The organism is Ruegeria sp. HKCCD7221 (assembly GCF_013031225.1).
Taxonomy (GTDB): Bacteria; Pseudomonadota; Alphaproteobacteria; order Rhodobacterales; family Rhodobacteraceae; genus Ruegeria.
Map to the genome: position 1 here is coordinate 1 of NZ_WPZE01000011.1, position 18,842 is coordinate 18,842.

16 protein-coding genes and 1 pseudogene are annotated in these 18,842 nt (G+C 57.5%); 16 read left to right on the plus strand and 1 reads right to left on the minus strand.

Annotated elements, in window-relative coordinates; translation table 11 throughout:
• The first annotated feature begins 469 nt into the window (after positions 1–469).
• From GOX73_RS18820 to GOX73_RS20830, 4 genes are all read left to right on the plus strand, one after another.
• A complete protein-coding gene (locus GOX73_RS18820) occupies positions 470–970 on the plus strand; it encodes a hypothetical protein (RefSeq protein WP_254429251.1) in 501 nt (166 codons plus the stop codon).
• Positions 971–1,081: 111 nt separating this feature from the next.
• A complete protein-coding gene (locus GOX73_RS18825; RefSeq protein ID WP_371808668.1) occupies positions 1,082–1,813 on the plus strand; it encodes a metallophosphoesterase family protein in 732 nt (243 codons plus the stop codon).
• Positions 1,814–2,045: 232 nt separating this feature from the next.
• Positions 2,046–3,494 carry a mannose-1-phosphate guanylyltransferase/mannose-6-phosphate isomerase gene (locus tag GOX73_RS18830; protein ID WP_171126612.1) on the plus strand — a complete coding sequence of 483 codons (1,449 nt, stop codon included), beginning with the start codon at positions 2,046–2,048 and terminating at the stop codon, positions 3,492–3,494.
• Between the two features lie 5 nt (positions 3,495–3,499).
• Complete coding sequence (locus GOX73_RS20830) at positions 3,500–4,243, plus strand: glycosyltransferase (RefSeq protein ID WP_371808669.1); 744 nt, start codon at positions 3,500–3,502, stop codon at positions 4,241–4,243.
• A 56-nt stretch (positions 4,244–4,299) separates the two neighbouring features.
• Here GOX73_RS20830 and GOX73_RS18840 read toward each other — a convergent pair.
• Positions 4,300–4,536: pseudogene (locus GOX73_RS18840) on the minus strand (sugar transferase); the annotation flags it as partial.
• Positions 4,537–5,034: 498 nt separating this feature from the next.
• On the opposite strand from GOX73_RS18840, the gene GOX73_RS18845 reads away from it, so the two are divergent.
• The 12 genes from GOX73_RS18845 (at position 5,035) to GOX73_RS18900 (ending at position 18,826) form a co-directional block, all read left to right on the plus strand.
• Positions 5,035–6,606, plus strand: a complete 1,572-nt coding sequence (locus tag GOX73_RS18845; protein ID WP_171126614.1) for an acyl CoA:acetate/3-ketoacid CoA transferase — start codon at positions 5,035–5,037, stop codon at positions 6,604–6,606.
• Positions 6,603–7,370: an enoyl-CoA hydratase/isomerase family protein gene (locus tag GOX73_RS18850; RefSeq protein WP_171126615.1), complete on the plus strand. Its 768-nt coding sequence runs from the start codon at positions 6,603–6,605 to the stop codon at positions 7,368–7,370. Before GOX73_RS18845 ends, GOX73_RS18850 begins: the two co-directional genes overlap by 4 nt.
• Positions 7,327–8,898, plus strand: a complete 1,572-nt coding sequence (locus GOX73_RS18855; RefSeq protein ID WP_254429253.1) for an aldehyde dehydrogenase family protein — start codon at positions 7,327–7,329, stop codon at positions 8,896–8,898. The genes GOX73_RS18850 and GOX73_RS18855 overlap by 44 nt, the downstream gene beginning before the upstream one ends.
• Positions 8,899–8,957: 59 nt before the next feature.
• Positions 8,958–10,208, plus strand: a complete 1,251-nt coding sequence (locus GOX73_RS18860) for an ABC transporter substrate-binding protein (RefSeq protein ID WP_171125772.1) — start codon at positions 8,958–8,960, stop codon at positions 10,206–10,208.
• Positions 10,209–10,299: 91 nt separating this feature from the next.
• A complete protein-coding gene (locus tag GOX73_RS18865) occupies positions 10,300–11,193 on the plus strand; it encodes a carbohydrate ABC transporter permease (RefSeq protein WP_171125774.1) in 894 nt (297 codons plus the stop codon).
• Entirely contained in the window at positions 11,193–12,074 is an 882-nt protein-coding gene (locus GOX73_RS18870) for a carbohydrate ABC transporter permease (RefSeq protein ID WP_171125776.1), read from the plus strand. Before GOX73_RS18865 ends, GOX73_RS18870 begins: the two co-directional genes overlap by 1 nt.
• Before the next feature lie 6 nt (positions 12,075–12,080).
• Positions 12,081–13,193 carry an ABC transporter ATP-binding protein gene (locus GOX73_RS18875; RefSeq protein WP_171126616.1) on the plus strand — a complete coding sequence of 371 codons (1,113 nt, stop codon included), beginning with the start codon at positions 12,081–12,083 and terminating at the stop codon, positions 13,191–13,193.
• Entirely contained in the window at positions 13,193–14,689 is a 1,497-nt protein-coding gene (locus tag GOX73_RS18880) for an FAD-dependent oxidoreductase (RefSeq protein WP_171126617.1), read from the plus strand. The genes GOX73_RS18875 and GOX73_RS18880 overlap by 1 nt, the downstream gene beginning before the upstream one ends.
• Positions 14,677–16,278 carry a GMC family oxidoreductase gene (locus GOX73_RS18885; protein ID WP_254429254.1) on the plus strand — a complete coding sequence of 534 codons (1,602 nt, stop codon included), beginning with the start codon at positions 14,677–14,679 and terminating at the stop codon, positions 16,276–16,278. The genes GOX73_RS18880 and GOX73_RS18885 overlap by 13 nt, the downstream gene beginning before the upstream one ends.
• Positions 16,275–16,583 (plus strand): Dabb family protein, encoded by a 309-nt coding sequence (locus GOX73_RS18890; RefSeq protein WP_171126618.1) that lies wholly within the window; start codon positions 16,275–16,277, stop codon positions 16,581–16,583. Before GOX73_RS18885 ends, GOX73_RS18890 begins: the two co-directional genes overlap by 4 nt.
• Before the next feature lie 66 nt (positions 16,584–16,649).
• Positions 16,650–17,627 (plus strand): LacI family DNA-binding transcriptional regulator, encoded by a 978-nt coding sequence (locus GOX73_RS18895; protein WP_371808670.1) that lies wholly within the window; start codon positions 16,650–16,652, stop codon positions 17,625–17,627.
• 35 nt (positions 17,628–17,662) lie between these two features.
• Positions 17,663–18,826: a Gfo/Idh/MocA family protein gene (locus tag GOX73_RS18900; protein ID WP_171126620.1), complete on the plus strand. Its 1,164-nt coding sequence runs from the start codon at positions 17,663–17,665 to the stop codon at positions 18,824–18,826.
• Positions 18,827–18,842: the final 16 nt, after the last annotated feature.

An 18,842-nucleotide genomic window follows, 5' to 3' on the forward strand; every position in this document is an offset into this window, starting at 1 on the left:
CGTCAGGCTCATAACCTGAAGGTCGCAGGTTCAAATCCTGCTCCCGCAACCACTTGGGTCCAACAGAGTCTCGAACAAGCCGCCGCAAGGTGGCTTTTGTCGTTCTGGGCCTATCCCGCTGTAAGCACTTTGGAATCACCCCGCGTGGGAAATCCTGCACTGATCGCCACAATTGCAAAGTATTTCACCAGAACCAATACCCGATCAAATCGCCAAAACGAATATCTATCCAACGGATTGTCTCAAAGCCGATCGTAAAAGCGATTTCTGATGTTCTTGCTATACGCCGTCGCGCTCGTGGCAACGGTTTATGACGCATTTGTCGTTGCCGAAAAATTTACCCAATGTTTAGGTAAAAACGAATTAACTTGTTGATTTAAAGCACAAAAAAGACACGCCGAGCCCACGTACTCCGCAACCCTTCTTTCTAGTTTCAACCCAGACCGCAACTGGAATTGGAGATGTCGTTATGTCGGGATTGGGTATTTCGCCGCGCTTAAGTCTACGAGGGTTTCGTGCAAGGATATTGGTGGGTTTTCTGGTCTTTGGTGCCTTGTTTTCTGGCACGGCTTTTCAGGCCGCTGCCAATACCCAAAATTTGTATGTAGTCGGCAACGATCGGGGTGGATACTTGCACGACCGGTTGATCGAATTGAAGAACTTACAGCGGAACCGGGTCTTGGTTGAAATACGTGGCCGGGTCTGTTTTTCAACATGTACGATGTTTCTTGGGTTGCCGGGCGCCTGTGTCGATCCCGATACTATGTTTGGCTTTCATGGACCATCGCGAAGTGGTCGCAAACTTCCAAAGGAAGATTTCGAATATTTTAGCCGCGTCATGGCGGGCTATTATCCCGAACCGTTGAAGTCATGGTTCATGAACAAGGCCCGAAACCGCATCAGTGGTGTGTATAAAGTCAAAGGGGCTGAGCTTATTCGAATGGGGATATCCCCTTGTAGAGAGGCTTGAACGGTCCTTGCTTGCCCATTGGTGTGCGGGCGGCTATCACTCACAAGCCGGAGCGACTACCGGCCAAGCCCGCAAGTCTGTGCACTAAAGGTTAAAGGGAATGCTGCAATAGTGCTGTCTTCGTTGCTCAAACGATTTAATCAACCAGCGGCCTTTTCGACGCCTGATCCGGATGCCCCGATTTGCATAATCGGGGACGTCCACGGGTGCATTGCCCAGTTGGAAAAAATGCTCTCCCAAGTTCCGCAGGACCACTGCGTCATACTTGTAGGGGACTATGTAGACAGGGGAGAGCACAGCGCCGAGGTGCTGCGTCTAGTCAGTGAGCGTTCGGACTTTACCTGTCTCATGGGAAATCACGAGCAGATGTTGCTGAAATTTCTGAGCGATCCCACCTGTCATGGACCACGGTGGTTGCGGTATGGTGGATTACAAACACTGTCCTCTTTCGGCGTTCGCGGCGTGAGATCAGAAATGAACGATGCCGAGTTACAGGACTGCCGCGACAGGTTGGAAGACGTCATGGGCCAAGACATGCGCCGCTGGCTTGAACAACTCCCGACATCGGACTTGTCGGGCAACGTTTTTGTGACCCATGCCGGTGCGGACCCGAATGTTCCGGTCGATCAGCAAAAAGAGGAAATTCTGATCTGGGGGCACCCGTCTTTTCAGAAGTCGGATCGCAGCGATGGGGTCTGGGTCGTGCATGGCCATACAATAGTTGATGAGCCGAGCGCCGAACGTGGTCGCATTGCTGTTGATACCGGAGCATTTGCAACTGGCTCCCTGAGCGCCGTATGCCTTGACGGAAGTGAACCCAGGTTTGTTTTGGCAGGTCATTGACGACAGGAGCAATTGGCGCGATTGGCCGATAGTTTCCTGATTACCTTCAGCGATAGATAGACCTACCGCATTGTAAAACTGCCCTGAAGACGCAGCGCAGGCTCAAAGATTGGGCGGTGCTTATTGTTTCATCCTGATTGCGCGTGAATTCTACCTCCTGCAATTCATACCCTTGTCAGCACCAGCCTCATTTATTAGGACCACCCCAAGTAAATCAAATTTCGAGCTTTTTATGTTGATAACACCTGTCCTTCTCTGCGGTGGTTCCGGTACTCGGTTGTGGCCTCTGTCCCGGAAAAGCTATCCAAAACAATTTGTTCCGCTTGTTGGCGAGGAAACTTTGTTTCAAGCGTCGGCGCGACGTCTGTCCGGGAAAAACGCAGATTTGCAATTTGCGGCACCAGTCGTTCTTACCAATTCGGACTTTCGATTCATCGTTGCCGAGCAACTGCAATCAATTGGTATTGATCCAGGCAAAATTCTGATCGAGCCGGAAGGGCGCAATACTGCACCTGCAGTTTTGGCCGCTGCGATTCAGACATTCAACGAAGACGAGAATGCGGTTCTTTTGGTCGCCCCGTCCGATCATGTGGTGCCAGACTCCGATGCATTTCAGGCCGCAGTCGCCCGTGGATTGGATGCGGTTGCAAGGGGTCAGCTGGTGACGTTTGGCATTACTCCGACGCACGCGGAAACAGCCTATGGGTATCTGGAACTTGCCTCGGCGCCGGACAGTGATGGATCACCGGTCCCGCTGAAACAGTTTGTCGAAAAACCGGATTTGGCCCGCGCGACCGAGATGCTGGCCGCTGGGAATTTCAAATGGAACGCTGGTATTTTCTTGTTCCGCTCTGCTGACATTATAGCGGCATTCCGGCAGTACGCCCGAGAGCTGATAGAACCCGTTCAGGCATCTGTTGAAACCGCAACGCCCGATCTGGGCTTTTTGCGTTTGAACCCGGAGCATTGGCAAAAGGCCAAAGATATTTCCATCGACTATGCCGTGATGGAAAAAGCTGACAACCTATCCGTGGTCCCTTTTGACTCGGCGTGGTCTGATTTGGGTGGCTGGGACGCGGTCTGGCGCGAAAGTGGCCCCGACGAACAGGGTGTTGTCACAAGTGACGGCGCCACAGCGATTGACTGTCACAACACGCTGTTGCGGTCGGATAGTGAACAGCTTGAAGTTGTTGGTATTGGACTGGAAAATATCATCGCGGTTGCGATGAATGATGCGGTTTTGGTGGCGGATGCTTCGCGGGCTCAGGACGTAAAACAGGCGGTGTCTGCGCTGAAGAAGAAAAACGTTCCTCAGGCCACCGCATTTCCAAAAGACCACCGTCCCTGGGGATGGTTCGAAAGCCTTGTTGTTGGCGATCGTTTTCAGGTGAAACGCATTTGTGTGCATCCGGGCGCGTCCCTTAGCCTGCAAAGCCATTTTCATCGGTCCGAACACTGGATCGTGGTTGAGGGCACGGCGCGTGTCATCATCGACGACACTGATCAATTGGTGACTGAAAATCAGTCAGTCTATATTCCGCTGGGTGCTGTCCACCGTATGGAAAACCCGGGCAAGGTACCGATGGTCCTGATCGAGGTGCAAACGGGCGTGTATGTCGGCGAGGACGACATCGTCCGGTACGAGGACAAATACGCGCGCGGCCAGGGCGCTAAGGGCTGACCCTCGTGAAAGTCGCGATTGTTCATTATTGGCTTGTCGGTATGCGCGGCGGCGAAAAGGTGCTTGAGGCGTTCTTGGACATGTATCCGGACGCCGTCATCATCACCCATGTCTACGACCCCGAAAAAGTCAGTGCAAAGGTACGGCAGCACGAAGTTCGCGAGACATTCATCGGCCGATTGCCGGGGGCGAAGAAGCACTATCAAAAGTACCTTCCGTTCATGCCTATGGCGCTGGAACTGATGGACATGCAGGAGTTTGATCTGATCCTGTCCAGTGAGTCTGGGCCTGCGAAGGGGATTATCCCGCGCCCTGATGCGACGCATATTAGCTACTGCCATTCACCGATGCGATATATCTGGGATCATTACCATGTGTACCGCGCGCAGGCTGGCCGTGTCGCGCGGTTGGCAATGCCTATCATGGCCCATAAGCTGCGTGTCTGGGACGTGTCGACTGCCGCGCGGGTCGATCAGTTCATCGCCAACTCGTCCTTTATCCGTCAGCGTATTGGCAAATACTACAGGCGGGATGCGGACGTTATCTTCCCCCCGGTCGATACTGAAGAATTCCAGATCTCGAATGAGGTCGGTGAGCATTATTTGCTGGCCGGGGAAATGGTGTCGTACAAACGGGCTGATCTTGCGATTGATGCGTTCAACCAATCGGGCAGAAAGCTGGTCGTTGTGGGCGACGGCGAAATGCGAGAGACGCTTGAGCGCAAGTCGTCGGGATTTGCATCCAGATAAGCCTGAAGCTTTTCTTCTGCGTCTACGACCATGCTGCGGATTTTCCAGCATTTAAAGGGTTTACCCCCTTTTCCGATACGCGTATGACCAAAAAAACCCGGCCCGCCGTCGCGGCGGACCAGACACCAAAGAACAAAGATTACGGGTGCAAGGATCGGCAGAAGCAGAAGGGCAAGGGAAACGTCAAAAACACGTTTGCCAATTCCCGCGTAAAACCCGGTTGGGGGTGTTTGCGTCGAGGGTTCTTGGGTCTTGCTGCCTTGGAAACGGGACGGGTGAGAAAAATCAAGCATAAAAACAAACCCTGAAACTTAGTCAGCGCTAGTGAATGCAGCGCTAAGAGGAGTGACTGGGTTTTCTGTTAAACTTAGAAGGTCAAAACTTTAAGATTAAAAATGATATTTTTGTGAATTTTTTAACCCCCTGTTTATTTGTTGAGCGGGGGATATGAAATAGTCGCAAAATGAGAAGGTTACCCTACGTTATTTTACACGTATAAGGAGAGCATGGCCGTTCCCCCTCATACCACGCCGTCAGGGGAGAGCCAACACGCTTCATTGCGTTCAGTGTGTCGACCTGACGTAAAGCGACTGGGTGACTTGAGGCGCCCACGTAGGCAACCTCGTGGTTTCGCGCTGCGCGAAATTGCAGTGCACTTCCCCTTGTTGAAGATGGTGTTGGACTTGGTGCAAGCGCAGGGTTGGTTTTTCCTGTTGCAAGTTTTGGATCGTTCCAGTAACGATTGGATCGTTCCAGTAAATCCGTGAATCGCTGGAATCGGGGAGGTCGTCATGAAGAAACTGGTATCAGCCCGGCAAGCTGCCGAAGTGGTCCCTGATGGGGCTGTTGTCTCGGTTTCGTCGTCGTCGGCCTTGGGTTGTCCTGATGCTGTTCTAAAAGCCATCGGCGACCGGTTTCAGCAGGACGGCCATCCGCGCGACATCACTTCGCTTCACCCTATCGCGGCTGGCGATATGTATGGTGTTAAGGGGATGGAGTATCTGGCGCAAGACGGGTTGCTGACGCGGGTATTGGCGGGGTCTTATCCTTCGGGTCCATCCAGCCTTGAGATGCCGGAAATCTGGAAAATGATCGTCGAAGATCGCGTCGCGGCTTACAATGTGCCGTCCGGCATCATGTTCGACATGCAGCGCGAGGCGGCGGCGCATCGACCCGGCGTGCTGACGCAGGTGGGTCTGGATACTTTTGTCGACCCGATCCGAGAAGGTTGCGCGATGAACGCACGCGGGGCTACGGACCCGATTGTCGAGCGCGTCGAGTTTGGTGGCCAGACATGGCTGCACTTTCCAAACATCATACCCAATGTCTGTATTCTGCGAGCCACCACAGCAGATGAATTCGGCAACCTGACCTATGAGCATGAGGGCGCTTATCTGGGTGGGTTGGAGCAGGCGATTTGCGTGCGAAATCACGGAGGGATTGTGATTGCTCAGGTTCAGCGGGTAACAGCGGAAGGTAGCCTGCGTCCCCACGATGTCCGCGTACCGGGGCATCTGGTGGACCTGATCGTCGAAGATCCGGACCAGAAGCAGACCACCGAAACACCCTATGATCCCGCGATTTCGGGTCAGATCATGCGGCCCTGGGACAGCTTCTCGCTTGCCGAGCACGGTGTGGAAAAGGTCATCGCACGCCGCGCGGCCATGGAGTTGCGCTCGGGCATGAGCGCAAATCTTGGGTTCGGCATCAGCGCCATGGTCCCCCGGATATTGTTGGAGGAAGGACACCCCAAAGCCGTGACCTGGGCGATTGAGCAGGGTGCGGTTGGCGGCGTTCCCTTGACCGGGTTCGCCTTTGGCTGTGCCTCGAACGCTCATGCCTTTGTGCCGTCGCCGCAGCAGTTCATCTATTTTCAAGGGGGTGGGTTCGACATGTCATTCCTCTCGTTCCTTGAGGTCGATGTGGACGGCAATGTGAACGTGTCGAAGCTTGGGAAAAAGCCCTATCTGACCGCAGGGTGCGGCGGTTTTGTGGATATTACAGCGCGGGCCAAACGGATCGTGTTCTCGGGCTGGTTTGAGGCTGGGGCGAAGATTGATCTGGGAAGCGACGGCATCCGGGTTACCGCGCCGGGCAAGTTCACCAAGATGGTGGACAAGGTTGAACATGTCACCTTCTCGGGTCGTCGTGCACGGGAAACCGGGCAAGAGGTGATCTATGTGACGGAACGCTGCGTGATTCGCTTGACGGATGAGGGGTTGGTTGCGACTGAAATCATGCCGGGGATCGACGCGCAGCGCGATATTATTGCCGCCTCGGGCGGGCGCGTGACAGTGGCAGAAAACGCAACGCTGATGCCGGCCTCTCTGTTCCTTGAAGGACCGATGGGACTGCAGTTGTGAGCAATATCGCCTTTGATATCCGGGGCCACGCGGCGATTGTCACTTTGGACAATGTCGCCAAGTTGAACGCCCTGACGATCCCAATGCTTGACGCGTTGGAGGCCCGCGTGCGCGAGGTTGAACGGGATGCAGCAATCCGCTGTCTGATCTTGACCGGAGCTGGCGAAAAGGCGTTCTGTTGCGGGGCCGATATCGGCGCGTGGGGTGGACTCAGCCCCGCCGAGTTCGCGCGTCATTGGGTGCGGGATGGACATCGTATCTTTGACCGGTTGGCGCGGTTGGGCAAACCCACCATCGCTGCCATGAACGGGCATGCCTTTGGCGGTGGGCTGGAACTGGCAAGCTGTTGTGATCTGCGCCTGCTGGCCCCACGTGCAACCCTCGCCCTTCCCGAAGCGCGGGTCGGTATTGTTCCCGGCTGGTCCGGCACGCAACGCCTGACCCGGCTCATCCCTGAAGGGGCCGTCAAGGAAATGGCCCTGTTTGGACGCAGGATCGGGGCAGACCGCGCGGTGTCGCTGGGTTTTGCGGCTGAAGTGGCCGAAGACGTATTGGGCCGCGCGCTGGAACTGGCTGCTGATCTGGCGGACCTGTCCCCCCGCGCCACTGAAATCGCCAAGAACATGATCCACGCGGCCGTAGGCGAAGACCGGGACGCGGCCGTCGAAGCGCTTGGAAGCGCGGCCATAGCCGCCTCCGCCGACCGTGACGAAGGTGTGAATGCCTTTTTGGAAAAACGTAACCCTAAATATTCGGGCCTGTGACGTAATGAAAGATATGACGATCAACCCAGCCATCCCGTTCGACTTGCCGCCGCTGTTCGAAGGTCGGCATATGATCAACGGAACCTGGCAGGACAGCGCATCGGGCGAGACGTTCGAGCGTCGCTCGCCCTCGCACGGGCATATCGTCAGCCGGTCCGCCTTGGGGGGCGAGGCCGAAGCTGAGGCGGTCATTCATGCCGCCCGCACAGCGTTCGACAGTGGGGCTTGGAGCCGCGCGTCGGGCAAAGAGCGTGCCACGGTTCTTTTGAAGGTCGCTGACCTGATTGAACAGAACGTAGATCGGATCGCCGTCATCGAAACGCTGGAAAGCGGCAAGCCGATCAGTCAGTCCAGAGGTGAGGTCGATGGAGCGGCCGACCTCTGGCGATATGCCGCGTCCTTGGCGCGCAGCACCCATGGCGACAGCCACAACACGCTGGGCGCCGACATGATGGGTGTGGTTCTGAAAGAGCCTATTGGTGTGGTGTCGATCATCACCCCTTGGAACTTCCCGTTCTGGATTCTCAGCCAGAAACTGCCCTTTGCATTGGCGGCGGGATGCACGGTTGTCGTGAAACCCTCGGAAATGACCCCCTCCACCACCCTGATGCTGGGCGAGTTGCTGATCAAGGCCGGGCTGCCGGCAGGCGTGTGCAACATTGTTCTGGGCCATGGCGTACCGGTCGGCAGCGTATTGTCCACGCATCAGGCGGTAGACATGGTGAGCTTCACCGGCTCGACCGCAGTCGGCAAGACAATCAGTGCGGTGGCCTCGGATACGCTCAAGAAAGTGGCGCTGGAACTGGGCGGCAAGAATCCGCAGGTGATCTTCCCGGACGCGGATCTGGAATCGGCGGCGGATGCGGTCGTGTTTGGGGTCTATTTCAATGTCGGCCAATGCTGTAACTCGAGCAGTCGCATAATCGTGCATGAGGACATTGCCGAAGCCTTCACCAAGCGGGTGGTTGATTTGTCCCGTAAGGTGAAATTCGGTGATCCGATGGATCCGACTACACAGGTCGGTGCCATCGTCACGCCGGAACACAACGCCAAGATCGACGCCTACGTCAAAGACGCTCAGGCCGCCGGTGCCGAGATTGCCATGGGCGGTGACCGTCTGCAGGTCGAGGGGCTTGGCGATCAGTTCTACCAGCCTACCATCGTCACCAATGTTCAGCCGGACATGCCGATTGCGCGGGATGAGGTGTTTGGCCCGGTTCTGACGGTCCTGACATTCAAAACACTGGACGAAGCCGTCGTGCTGACCAATGATAGCGTTTACGGTCTGTCGGCTGGGGTCTGGAGTACCAATGTCCACACCTGCCTTGAATTCGCCCGCCGCGCAGAAGCGGGAACGGTCTGGACCAATACCTGGATGGACGGATTCCCCGAGGTTGCGTTCGGTGGGGTCAAGCAATCCGGGCAGGGGCGGGAAATCGGACGATATGGGTTCGAGGAATTCTTCGAAGTGAAATCTGTGGTTATGCGCATCGGCGACAGCCGTGCGCCATGGGTGTCGCAAGACTGAACGGCGCATCAAACATCAATAAGCGCCAGAAAAAGATCGCATTTAGGGAGGAAACAACAATGCGTAAACTTTTGAAAACGAAATCGGTAATTGTGGCAGGGCTGCTGTGTACCACCAGCCTGGCGCACGCCGAAGAGGTTGAGGTTCTGCACTGGTGGACCTCGGGCGGTGAAGCCGCGGCGCTGAATGTTTTGAAAGACGACCTTTCGGGTCAGGGCGTTGGCTGGACGGACATGCCAGTTGCCGGGGGCGGCGGTGAGCAGGCAATGACTGTTCTGCGCGCGCGTGTCACTGCAGGCAACGCACCCACAGCCGTTCAGGGTCTGGGGTTCGATATTCAGGACTGGGCCGCGCAGGGTGCGCTGGCTGATCTGAACGACGTGGCGGCCAAGGAAGGCTGGGACGATGTGGTTCCGGACGCGCTCAAGGCATTTGCAAAGTTTGACGGCAAGTGGGTTTCGGCTCCGGTCAACGTGCATTCGACCAACTGGGTTTGGGCGAACAAGTCAGTGCTGGACGCAAACGGTATCGCCCAGCCGACCAACTGGGACGAGTTCGTGGCCGCTGTTGAGGCGCTGAAAGCGGCGGGTGTGACACCCATCGCGCATGGTGGTCAGGCATGGCAGGACGCGACCGTTTTCGACGCCGTGGCAATGTCCACGCTTGGCCCGGACGGGTACAAAGCCGCCTTTATTGATCTGGACGAAGGCACTTTGGGTGGGGACGCCATGAAAGAGGCGTTCGATCGCATGGCCTTTATCCGCGACAATGTTGACGAGAACTTCTCGGGTCGCGACTGGAACCTGGCGACGGCGATGGTCATCAATGGCGAAGCTGGTTTCCAGATGATGGGTGATTGGGCCAAGGGCGAGTTCCTGAACGCAGGTAAAGTGCCGGGTCAGGATTTCTTGTGCTTCCGCTTCCCCGGTACCGCAGATCAGGTGACCTTCAACGCCGACCAGTTCATGATGTTCGATCAGGGTGGATCGGTTTCGGCAGAGCAGGCGGCGCTTGCCAGCGCGATCCTGTCACCCTCGTTCCAGTCGGCGTTCAACGTGGTCAAAGGTTCGGTTCCGGCGCGGACCGATGTCAGCGACGCGGATTTCGACGACTGCGGCAAGCAGGGCATGAAAGATCTGGCTGCGGCTGCGGCTTCGGGCAACCTGTTCGGCTCGATGGCGCATGGCCACGCGGCGCCCGCATCGGTCAAGAACGCCGTTTATGACGTCGTAACGGCGCATTTCAACGGCGAATATGACAGCGAAACCGCAGTGGCCGAACTGGTCGACGCGGTGTCGATTGCCAAGTGATCAGTGATCCTCGTGACGGGGCGGCGGTTTAGCCGCCCTGTCCAAAGAGGGCGCTCAACGCCTTAAAACACAACTCGCAGGAGGGCGCGCCATGGCTGCTTCAGCCGACGCGGATTTCAAGACTCGCCTTCAGAATTGGATACCCAAGCTGGTCCTGTCACCGTCGCTGGCGATGATGCTGGTCTTTGTGTACGGGTTCATCCTGTTCTCGGTCTACCTGTCGTTTACCGACAGCCGCATCCTGCCGACCTTTGGCTGGGTCGGATGGGAAAACTACGACAAGCTGTGGCGTCTGAGCCATTGGGAAACCTCGCTGATCAACATGGGGATTTTCGCAGGGCTCTATATCGTGATCTGCACCTGTATCGGGCTGGGACTGGCGATCTTCCTTGATCAGAAAATCCGCGGCGAAGGGCTGTTGCGCCCGATCTACCTGTACCCGATGGCGCTGAGTTTCATCGTTACCGGCACGGCGTGGAAATGGTTTCTAGACCCGGGCATCGGGCTGGAAAACGTCATGCACACATGGGGGTGGACCAGTTTCGAATTCGACTGGATCAAGAACCGCGATTACGCGATCTACACGGTCGTCCTGGCTGCTGTCTGGCAAACCAGCGGGTTTGTCATGGCGATGTTTCTGGCCGGTCTGCGCGGCATCGACAATGAAATCCTGCGCGCGGCGCAAATGGATGGGGCGTCGAACTGGAACCTCTATCGCCGGATCATCATCCCGCAACTGCGTCCGGCATTTCTGTCAGCCTTCGTGATCCTCAGCCACCTTGCGATCAAGACTTTTGACCTTGTAATCGCGCTGACGGGTGGCGGACCGGGACGGGCGACCGAACTGCCCGCAACCTTCATGTATTCCTATACGTTTACGCGGAACCAGATGGGGATCGGCGCGGCCTCGGCCACGATCATGCTGATGACCATCGCGGCGATCATGATCCCCTACCTATACGCTGAATTGCGGGAGAAACGCTGATGTCTCAGGCCTCGCAAGATACCGCGATCCGCACGGGCCGCGTTGCCCGCACGCTGATCTATCTGGTGCTGCTGCTGTTTGCGCTGTTCTACCTGCTGCCGCTTTACGTGATGCTGGTGAACTCGGTCAAACCGCTGGAGGAAATCACCGGCGGCGGCATGATGAACCTGCCGCAGGTGTTCACGCTTGAGCCGTGGTTCAAGGCGTGGTCCTCGGCCCAGATCGGGGTCGATCCTACGGGATTGAAGCCTTACTTCTGGAACTCGATCAAGATGGTGGTTCCGGCTGTTATCGTGTCGACCGTCCTTGGTGCGCTGAACGGTTACGTGCTGACCAAGTGGCGGTTCAAATACGACACCATCCTGTTCGGGCTGATGCTGTTTGCCTGTTTCATCCCGTTCCAGATCGTGCTGATCCCGATGGCGCGGATGCTGGGCATCATCGGACTGGCGGGCACGACTTGGGGTCTGGCGCTGGTGCATGTGGTCTATGGGATCGGGTTCACCACGCTGTATTTCCGCAACTACTATGCCGTGTTCCCGACCGAGCTGATCCGCGCGGCGCAGATCGACGGGGCGGGATTCTTTCAGATCTTCTGGCGCATCCTGCTACCTAGCTCGGGCCCGATCGCGGTGGTGTCGATCATCTGGCAGTTCACGAACATCTGGAATGACTTCTTGTTCGGCGCGTCGTTTGCCGATGCCAATAGCCAGCCGATGACTGTAGCACTCAACAATCTGGTGCAGTCATCGACGGGTGTTAAGGAATACAACGTACATTTTGCTGGCGCCATTCTGGCCGCCATGCCAACTCTGCTCGTCTATATCGTGGCCGGTCGTTACTTCGTCCGCGGCCTGATGGCGGGTTCCGTGAAAGGATAAGGCGTCATGGGCTTTCTCGATATCGACAACGCGACCAAGTCTTACGGCTCGGTTGAAGTGCTGCACAAGGTCGACATCTCGGTGCAGGAAGGAGAGTTCCTCGTTCTGGTCGGGCCCTCGGGCTGTGGCAAGTCCACCTTGCTGAACATGATTGCAGGGTTGGAAGAGATCACCAGTGGTGAGATCCGCATCAAGGATCAGGTGATGAACGGGGTGCACCCGTCGAACCGCAACATCGCCATGGTGTTCCAAAGCTACGCGCTGTACCCCAACATGACCGTGGGCCAGAACATCACCTTTGGACTTGAGATGCACGGTGTCCCCAAGCCCGAGCGTGAAAAGGCCATGGCCGAGGTCGCCAAGCTGTTGCAGATCGAACAGTTGCTGGACCGCAAGCCGGGGCAGCTTTCGGGCGGTCAGCGGCAGCGGGTGGCCATGGGGCGGGCCCTGGTGCGTGAGCCGGATGTGTTCCTGTTCGACGAACCCTTGTCCAACCTTGACGCCAAGCTGCGCGTGGACATGCGGACCGAGATCAAGAAGCTGCACCAGAACCTTGGCACCACCATCGTCTACGTGACCCACGACCAGATCGAGGCGATGACCCTGTCCAGCCGTATCGCCGTGATGAATGGCGGCTACGTGCAGCAACTGGGCACCCCGCAAGAGATCTATGACACCCCCGCCAATATCTTTGTGGCGACCTTCATGGGCTCGCCCGCGATGAACGTGCTGCCTGCAAAGGTGGTGATGTTGAACGGGCGGCCCCACGCCGAAGTCGCCTTGTTTGACGGGTCGATGGCACAACTGCCCTTCAGTCAGGACAACCTGTCCCATTGGGACGGGCGTGACATCCTGTTGGGCATTCGGCCCGAGACCATCACGGATATGGATGGCGCGGATCGAAAATCCTCAAACATTGCGACGATGACCAACCGGATCGTGGTGACCGAGCCCGCCGGGTCAGACACGTTTGTCTCAATGCAATTGGGCGGGCGCGATGTGATTGCGCGGATGCGCTCGGATGCCGAGGTCTCGCCGGGGCAGGATTTCACCTTTGCCGTGAACATGGAAAAGGCTGTGGCCTTCGATCCTGAAACCGAGAACCGCATTCAGGGGTAATGCAACCCGACATCCTCATAATCGGGTCCGGCATGGGCGGCGCGACCCTTGCGGCAGCGTTGGCCCCGTCCGGTCGTCGCATCCTGATCCTTGAGCGCGGCGTCAGGTTGGAACCGTCTGCGCAGGACCGGGATGCTAAAGCGATCTTTGGCGATGGCGTGTTTCGTCCTGATGAAACGTGGTTGGACGGACATGATCAGCCGTTCAATCCCGGAAACTATTACTTTGTCGGCGGCAATTCGAAATTCTACGGCGCGGCTCTGATCCGGTATCGGGCCGAAGATTTTGCCCCAATGCTGCACCGTGACGGCACAACACCGGGCTGGCCGATTACTTATGATGATCTGGAACCCGATTATCAGGCCGCCGAAGACCTGTATTGCGTACGCGGCGATCCCAGCCAAGACCCGACCGAGCCACCGCATTCCGGTGCTTACCCGTTTGGTCCGGTGACGCATGAGCCGGACATGCAGGATCTGTTTGCACGGCTCCGGTCCGTTGGCATGTCGCCGTCAACCATCCCGCTTGGGCTGGATCTGGACAGGTGGCTGGCCGCTGGCGTTACCACGTGGGACGCTTTTCCCAACACCTGCGGCGGCAAGATGGATGCCGAAACCTGTGGACTGGCCGAGGCACTGAAACATGAAAACGTGACACTCAAGACCAACGCGCGTGCGCAGCGGCTTGTTGCAGACGCGAATGGTCGGGTGAGCGGTGTTGAAGTTGAAGTGGACGGCCGTCAGGAGACACTGACCGCGCCGATTGTGGTGCTGGCAGCGGGCGCGGTTCAATCTGCGGCTTTGCTTCTGACTTCTGCGGATGCGGCGCGCCCTTCGGGTCTGGCCAATCGGTCGGATCAGGTGGGACGGAACTTCATGAACCACAACTGCTCGGCTGTGCTGGCGCTGCACCCACTACGCCGCAACAGGTCGGTCTATCAGAAAACCCTGATGGTGAACGATTTCTACCTGACAGACGGTCAGGGTGGGGCTCCGCTGGGTAATATCCAGATGTTGGGCAAGATCACCGGTCCGATCCTCGCGGCAACGACGCCAATGCCTAGTTGGGTTGCTTCGTTGATTGCAGACCGCAGTTTCGATTTCTACGCCATGTCCGAGGATCTGCCTAACCCCGACAGCCGCGTGACGCTGAAGGACGGGCAGATTAGGCTGGACTGGCAGCGTTCGAACTGGGACGCGCATTTGGAGCTGGTGCGCGTGCTGAAGCGCAAGCTTCGCAAGGCAGGTTTTCCCGTTGTTTTGTCCAGGTCCTTTGACCGCCGCACCCCGTCGCATCAATGCGGCACCGCACGGATGGGCGCGGACCCGACCGCAAGTGTGGTGGACACGTTCTGCCGCAGCCACGACCACCCGAACCTGTTCATTGTCGACGCCTCGGTCCTGCCGACCTCGGCCGCTGTAAACCCCGCATTGACCATCGCGGCGCTGGCCTTTCGCGCCGGACGCCACATCCAGGAAAGAGAATGGGCCGCATGACCGCTGGTTACGACTTTATTGTTATCGGAGGCGGTTCCGCCGGATCAGCCATCGCCGCCCGCCTGTCGGAAAACCCCGACGCGCGCGTTTTGCTGCTCGAGGCCGGTGGTGGCGACCGCAACCCCCTGTTCCACCTTCCCGCAGGGTTTGCCAAGATGACCAAAGGCATCGGGTCGTGGGGATGGAGCACAGTTCCGCAACGCTCGATGCAGGACAAGGTTTTCACCTACACGCAGGCCAAGGTGATCGGCGGCGGCTCGGCCATCAATGCGCAGATCTATACGCGGGGCGCGGCGCAGGATTATGATGAATGGCGTCAAATGGGTTGCGAAGGATGGGGTTATGACGACGTTCTGCCCTATTTCAAGAAGTCCGAAGACAACGATACCTATAGCGGGGAATTCCACGGTCAGGGCGGTCCGTTGGGCGTTTCCATGCCCGCCGCGCCGCTGCCGATCTGTGACGCGTTTATCGAGGCCGCGGGGCAGGTGGGCATTCCGAAAACCACCGATGTAAACGGGGAAAAGCAGGACGGGGCAGGCTATTATCAGCTCACCCAGCGCAACGCGCGCCGATCATCCTCGGCCATGGCGTTTCTTGCGCCCGCGCGGTCGCGGTCCAACCTGACGATCCAGACCAATGCGCAGGTGCGCCGGATCACCGTCGAAGGTGGTCGGGCCACAGGGGTCGAGATGGCCGATGGCAGCAAGATTACCGCGGACCAAGAGGTGATCCTGTCCTCCGGCGCGATCGGTTCGCCGCGCCTGCTGCAACTGTCGGGGATTGGCCCGGCAGACGGGTTAAGGGCGCTGGGGATCGACGTCGTGTTCGACCAGCCCAATGTAGGCGCGAACCTTCAGGATCATCTGGACCTGTATGCGATTTGCGAAGTCACGGGCCCGCACACCTATGACCGCTATGCCAAGCTGCACCTGTCGGCGCTTGCGGGTCTGCAATATCTGCTTACACGTAAAGGGCCTGTCGCCTCGAGCTTGTTTGAGACTGGGGGGTTCTGGTACGCAGACGAAAATGCCCGTTCGCCCGATATTCAGATGCATCTGGGTCTCGGCACGGGGATCGAGGCCGGGGTCGAGGCGATGCCCAATGGAGGGGTGACGCTGAACGCGTGCCACCTGCGGCCACGGTCCCGAGGTTCGGTCCGGCTGCGCAGCGACAACCCGGCAGATATGCCCTTGATCGACCCCAATTACCTGTCGGACCCCTATGACCGTGAGATGTCCATTCGTGGCTTGAAACTGGTGCAGCAGATTTTGGCTCAGGACGCGCTGAAACCCTATGTTCTGGCCGAGCGTTTGCCGGGGCCGGATGTGCGCACCGACGAAGATTATTTCAACTTCATCAGCGTCCACTCCAAAACCTCGCATCACTGCGCCGGAACCTGCCGTATGGGGAACGACGATCAGGCGGTTCTGGACCCGCGCCTGCGGTTCAACGGGATCGAGCGGTTACGGGTCGCCGATGCCTCGGTGATGCCGACGGTGAACTCGTCCAACACAAACGCGCCGTCGATCATGATCGGCGAAAAAGCGGCAGACATGATCAAACAGGACAACGGATACGCGACATGATCCGACATATCGTACTGACCAAATTCAAACCCGACGTACCGGAAGACACTATCCAGAGCATTTATGCCGGGCTGGCCGCCGTGACCGAAAAATTGCCCGGTGCGCGGAGTTTCACAGGTGGTCGCTCGGAAAGCCCCGAGCAGATTGAGCGCGGCTATATGCACGGCTTTGTCATCGACTTTGACAACTGGGATGCGCTGCAAAATTACACCGACAATTCCGAGCATAAGGCATTGGGCCGTCAGCTTGTTGAAAACGCGGTCGGAGGGATTGACGGCATTCTGGTGCTGGATTTGAACGTGTAGGCAAATATTCGGGGTAAACAGAACAGGGCGACATAGAATATGGGCCAGAGACCAACGATCTTAGACGTGGCAAAGCACGCAGGCGTTTCAAAATCGACTGTCAGCCTTGTTTTGCAGGGAAGCGACTCGGTCAAGGCTGAAACGCGCGACGCGGTCCGCAAGGCGATGGCTGAGATCGGCTATGTGTACAACCGTTCTGCCGCAATGCTTCGGTCATCCTCATCCGGTTTGATCGGATTGGTGATCAATGATCTGCGCAACCCCTTTTTCACCGAGTTTGCGGCCCTGTTTCAGATGGAATTGGCGCGAAACGGCTTTGCCACGGTCATGGCCAACACGGATGAAGATCCAGAACTGCAAAAAAGCATGATCTCGACCCTGACCGAGCATGGGGTTTCAGGGTTCGTGATCTCTCCGGCGTATGGCGATGTCGAGGACACGCTGGCCCTGTTGGCCGCGTCCGGTACACCGACATTGCAAGTGTTCAGAACCCTTGATGCGCAGGCGCAAAGCCTGCCGTTTTTTGCGCCGGATTATCATCTTGGCAGTCGTATGGCGACCGAACATCTGTTGGAGAAAGGGTGCAAACGCGTCGCCTTTCTGGGTGGTTTGGAAGGGCGCCCTGTCACGCAGGAGCGCATGAGCGGCTATCTGGAAATTCTGAACGAAAAGGGTTTGCCGCCACTGGTTTTGACCGGCGAGGCCACACGCTCTTTCGGGAAGTCCATTGTGGGACAGTTGCGGCGCGACCATCCGGATGTGGATGCCGCGATCTGTTTCAACGATCTGGTGGCTTTGGGTGTTATGTCAGCGTCGCATCAGTTGGGGGTCGAGATTGGCACCGACCTGCGTGTGGTGGGGTTTGACGATATCGAAGACAGCAAGGACAGCCACCCGCCCTTGTCTTCGGTTTGCTGTGACATTCCCGACTTTGCCAAGTCTACGGCGGAACAGATCCTGAATTGGGTCAAGACCGGAACGAAACCCAGCAGCCTGAATCGCAGCCCGGTGCGCCTGATCGCGCGCGCCTCAAGCGATCTTTAGTCAGGCGAGACTTGCTGAAGAAAAAGGAGAAGATCATGTCTGAGGTAAGAGTTGCTGTTCTGGGCGCATCGGGCTGGATGGGCCGCGTTCACACGATGGCGTTCCAGACCTTTCCGCATTTTTTTGGCAACAGCTTTGGTACTGCGCGGGTCACGGCGCTGGTTTCCTCGAATCCCAACGCCGTGCAAGAGCTTGCGTTTCGCGCCCCTGACGCCAAGATTCTGAAGACTTGGCAAGAGGCCGTGGCCGACCCTGAGATCGACCTGATCGACATCTGCCTGCCTGACAATCTACATTACGAGGTGGCCAAGGCTGCGCTTTTGGCGGGCAAGCACGTGTTTTGTGAAAAGCCCCTTGCCGACACCGCGGCCGAAGCGCTGGAGCTGGCCCAGATCGCGCGGGAAAAGGGCGTGATCACCCGCGTTGGCCACGCCTTTCCCCGCAACCCGGTGCATGACCGCGCGAAAGAGATTATCGAGGCGGGTGAGATTGGTGAGATTACCCTGTTCAAGGGCTGTCAGCATGTCGACATGTACGGGAATCCGCAGACGCCCTATATGTGGCGCGCCGACGGGGATCTTGCCCCCACCGGCATTGTTGGGGACACGGGCTCACATGTCTTCAGCTTCATGGATTTTCTGGTCGGGCCGGTAACATCCTTGATCGCGGACACTTATGTCGTGACCGACAAACGCCCGGTGGTGGAAGGTCTCGGCCTTGGTGAAGTTCCCGAACTGACCGGGAATGAAGAATGGAAGCCCATCACCAACCCGGACGGCGCGAATCTCCTGTGCCATTTCGCCAACGGAGCCCGCGGGATGGTCGATTTTAGCCGCACCGCAACGGGCCGAAAATTCATGCAAAGCTATGAGGTTTACGGCACCAAGGGCAGTCTGGCCTACAATTATGACGAACTGAGCCGTCTGAGATTCTACACTAATGATGATCCGACCGGTCGGCGCGGCTATCGTGAGATTGATGTTGGTCCCGAGCACGACACCTATGGCGCGTTTCTGCCGCTGCCCAATTTTGGGCTGGGCTATAACGAAAGCAAAATCATCGAAGCCGCCGAAGTCATTAAATCCATCACCACAGGCGAACCGATGTGGCCCACTTTCGATGCGGGCCATCGCATTTGCCAGATCGTCGACGCCTGCATGTCTTCATCGCGCCTGAAGCGCTGGGTCGATATCGACTGATACGCCATAAGGACCG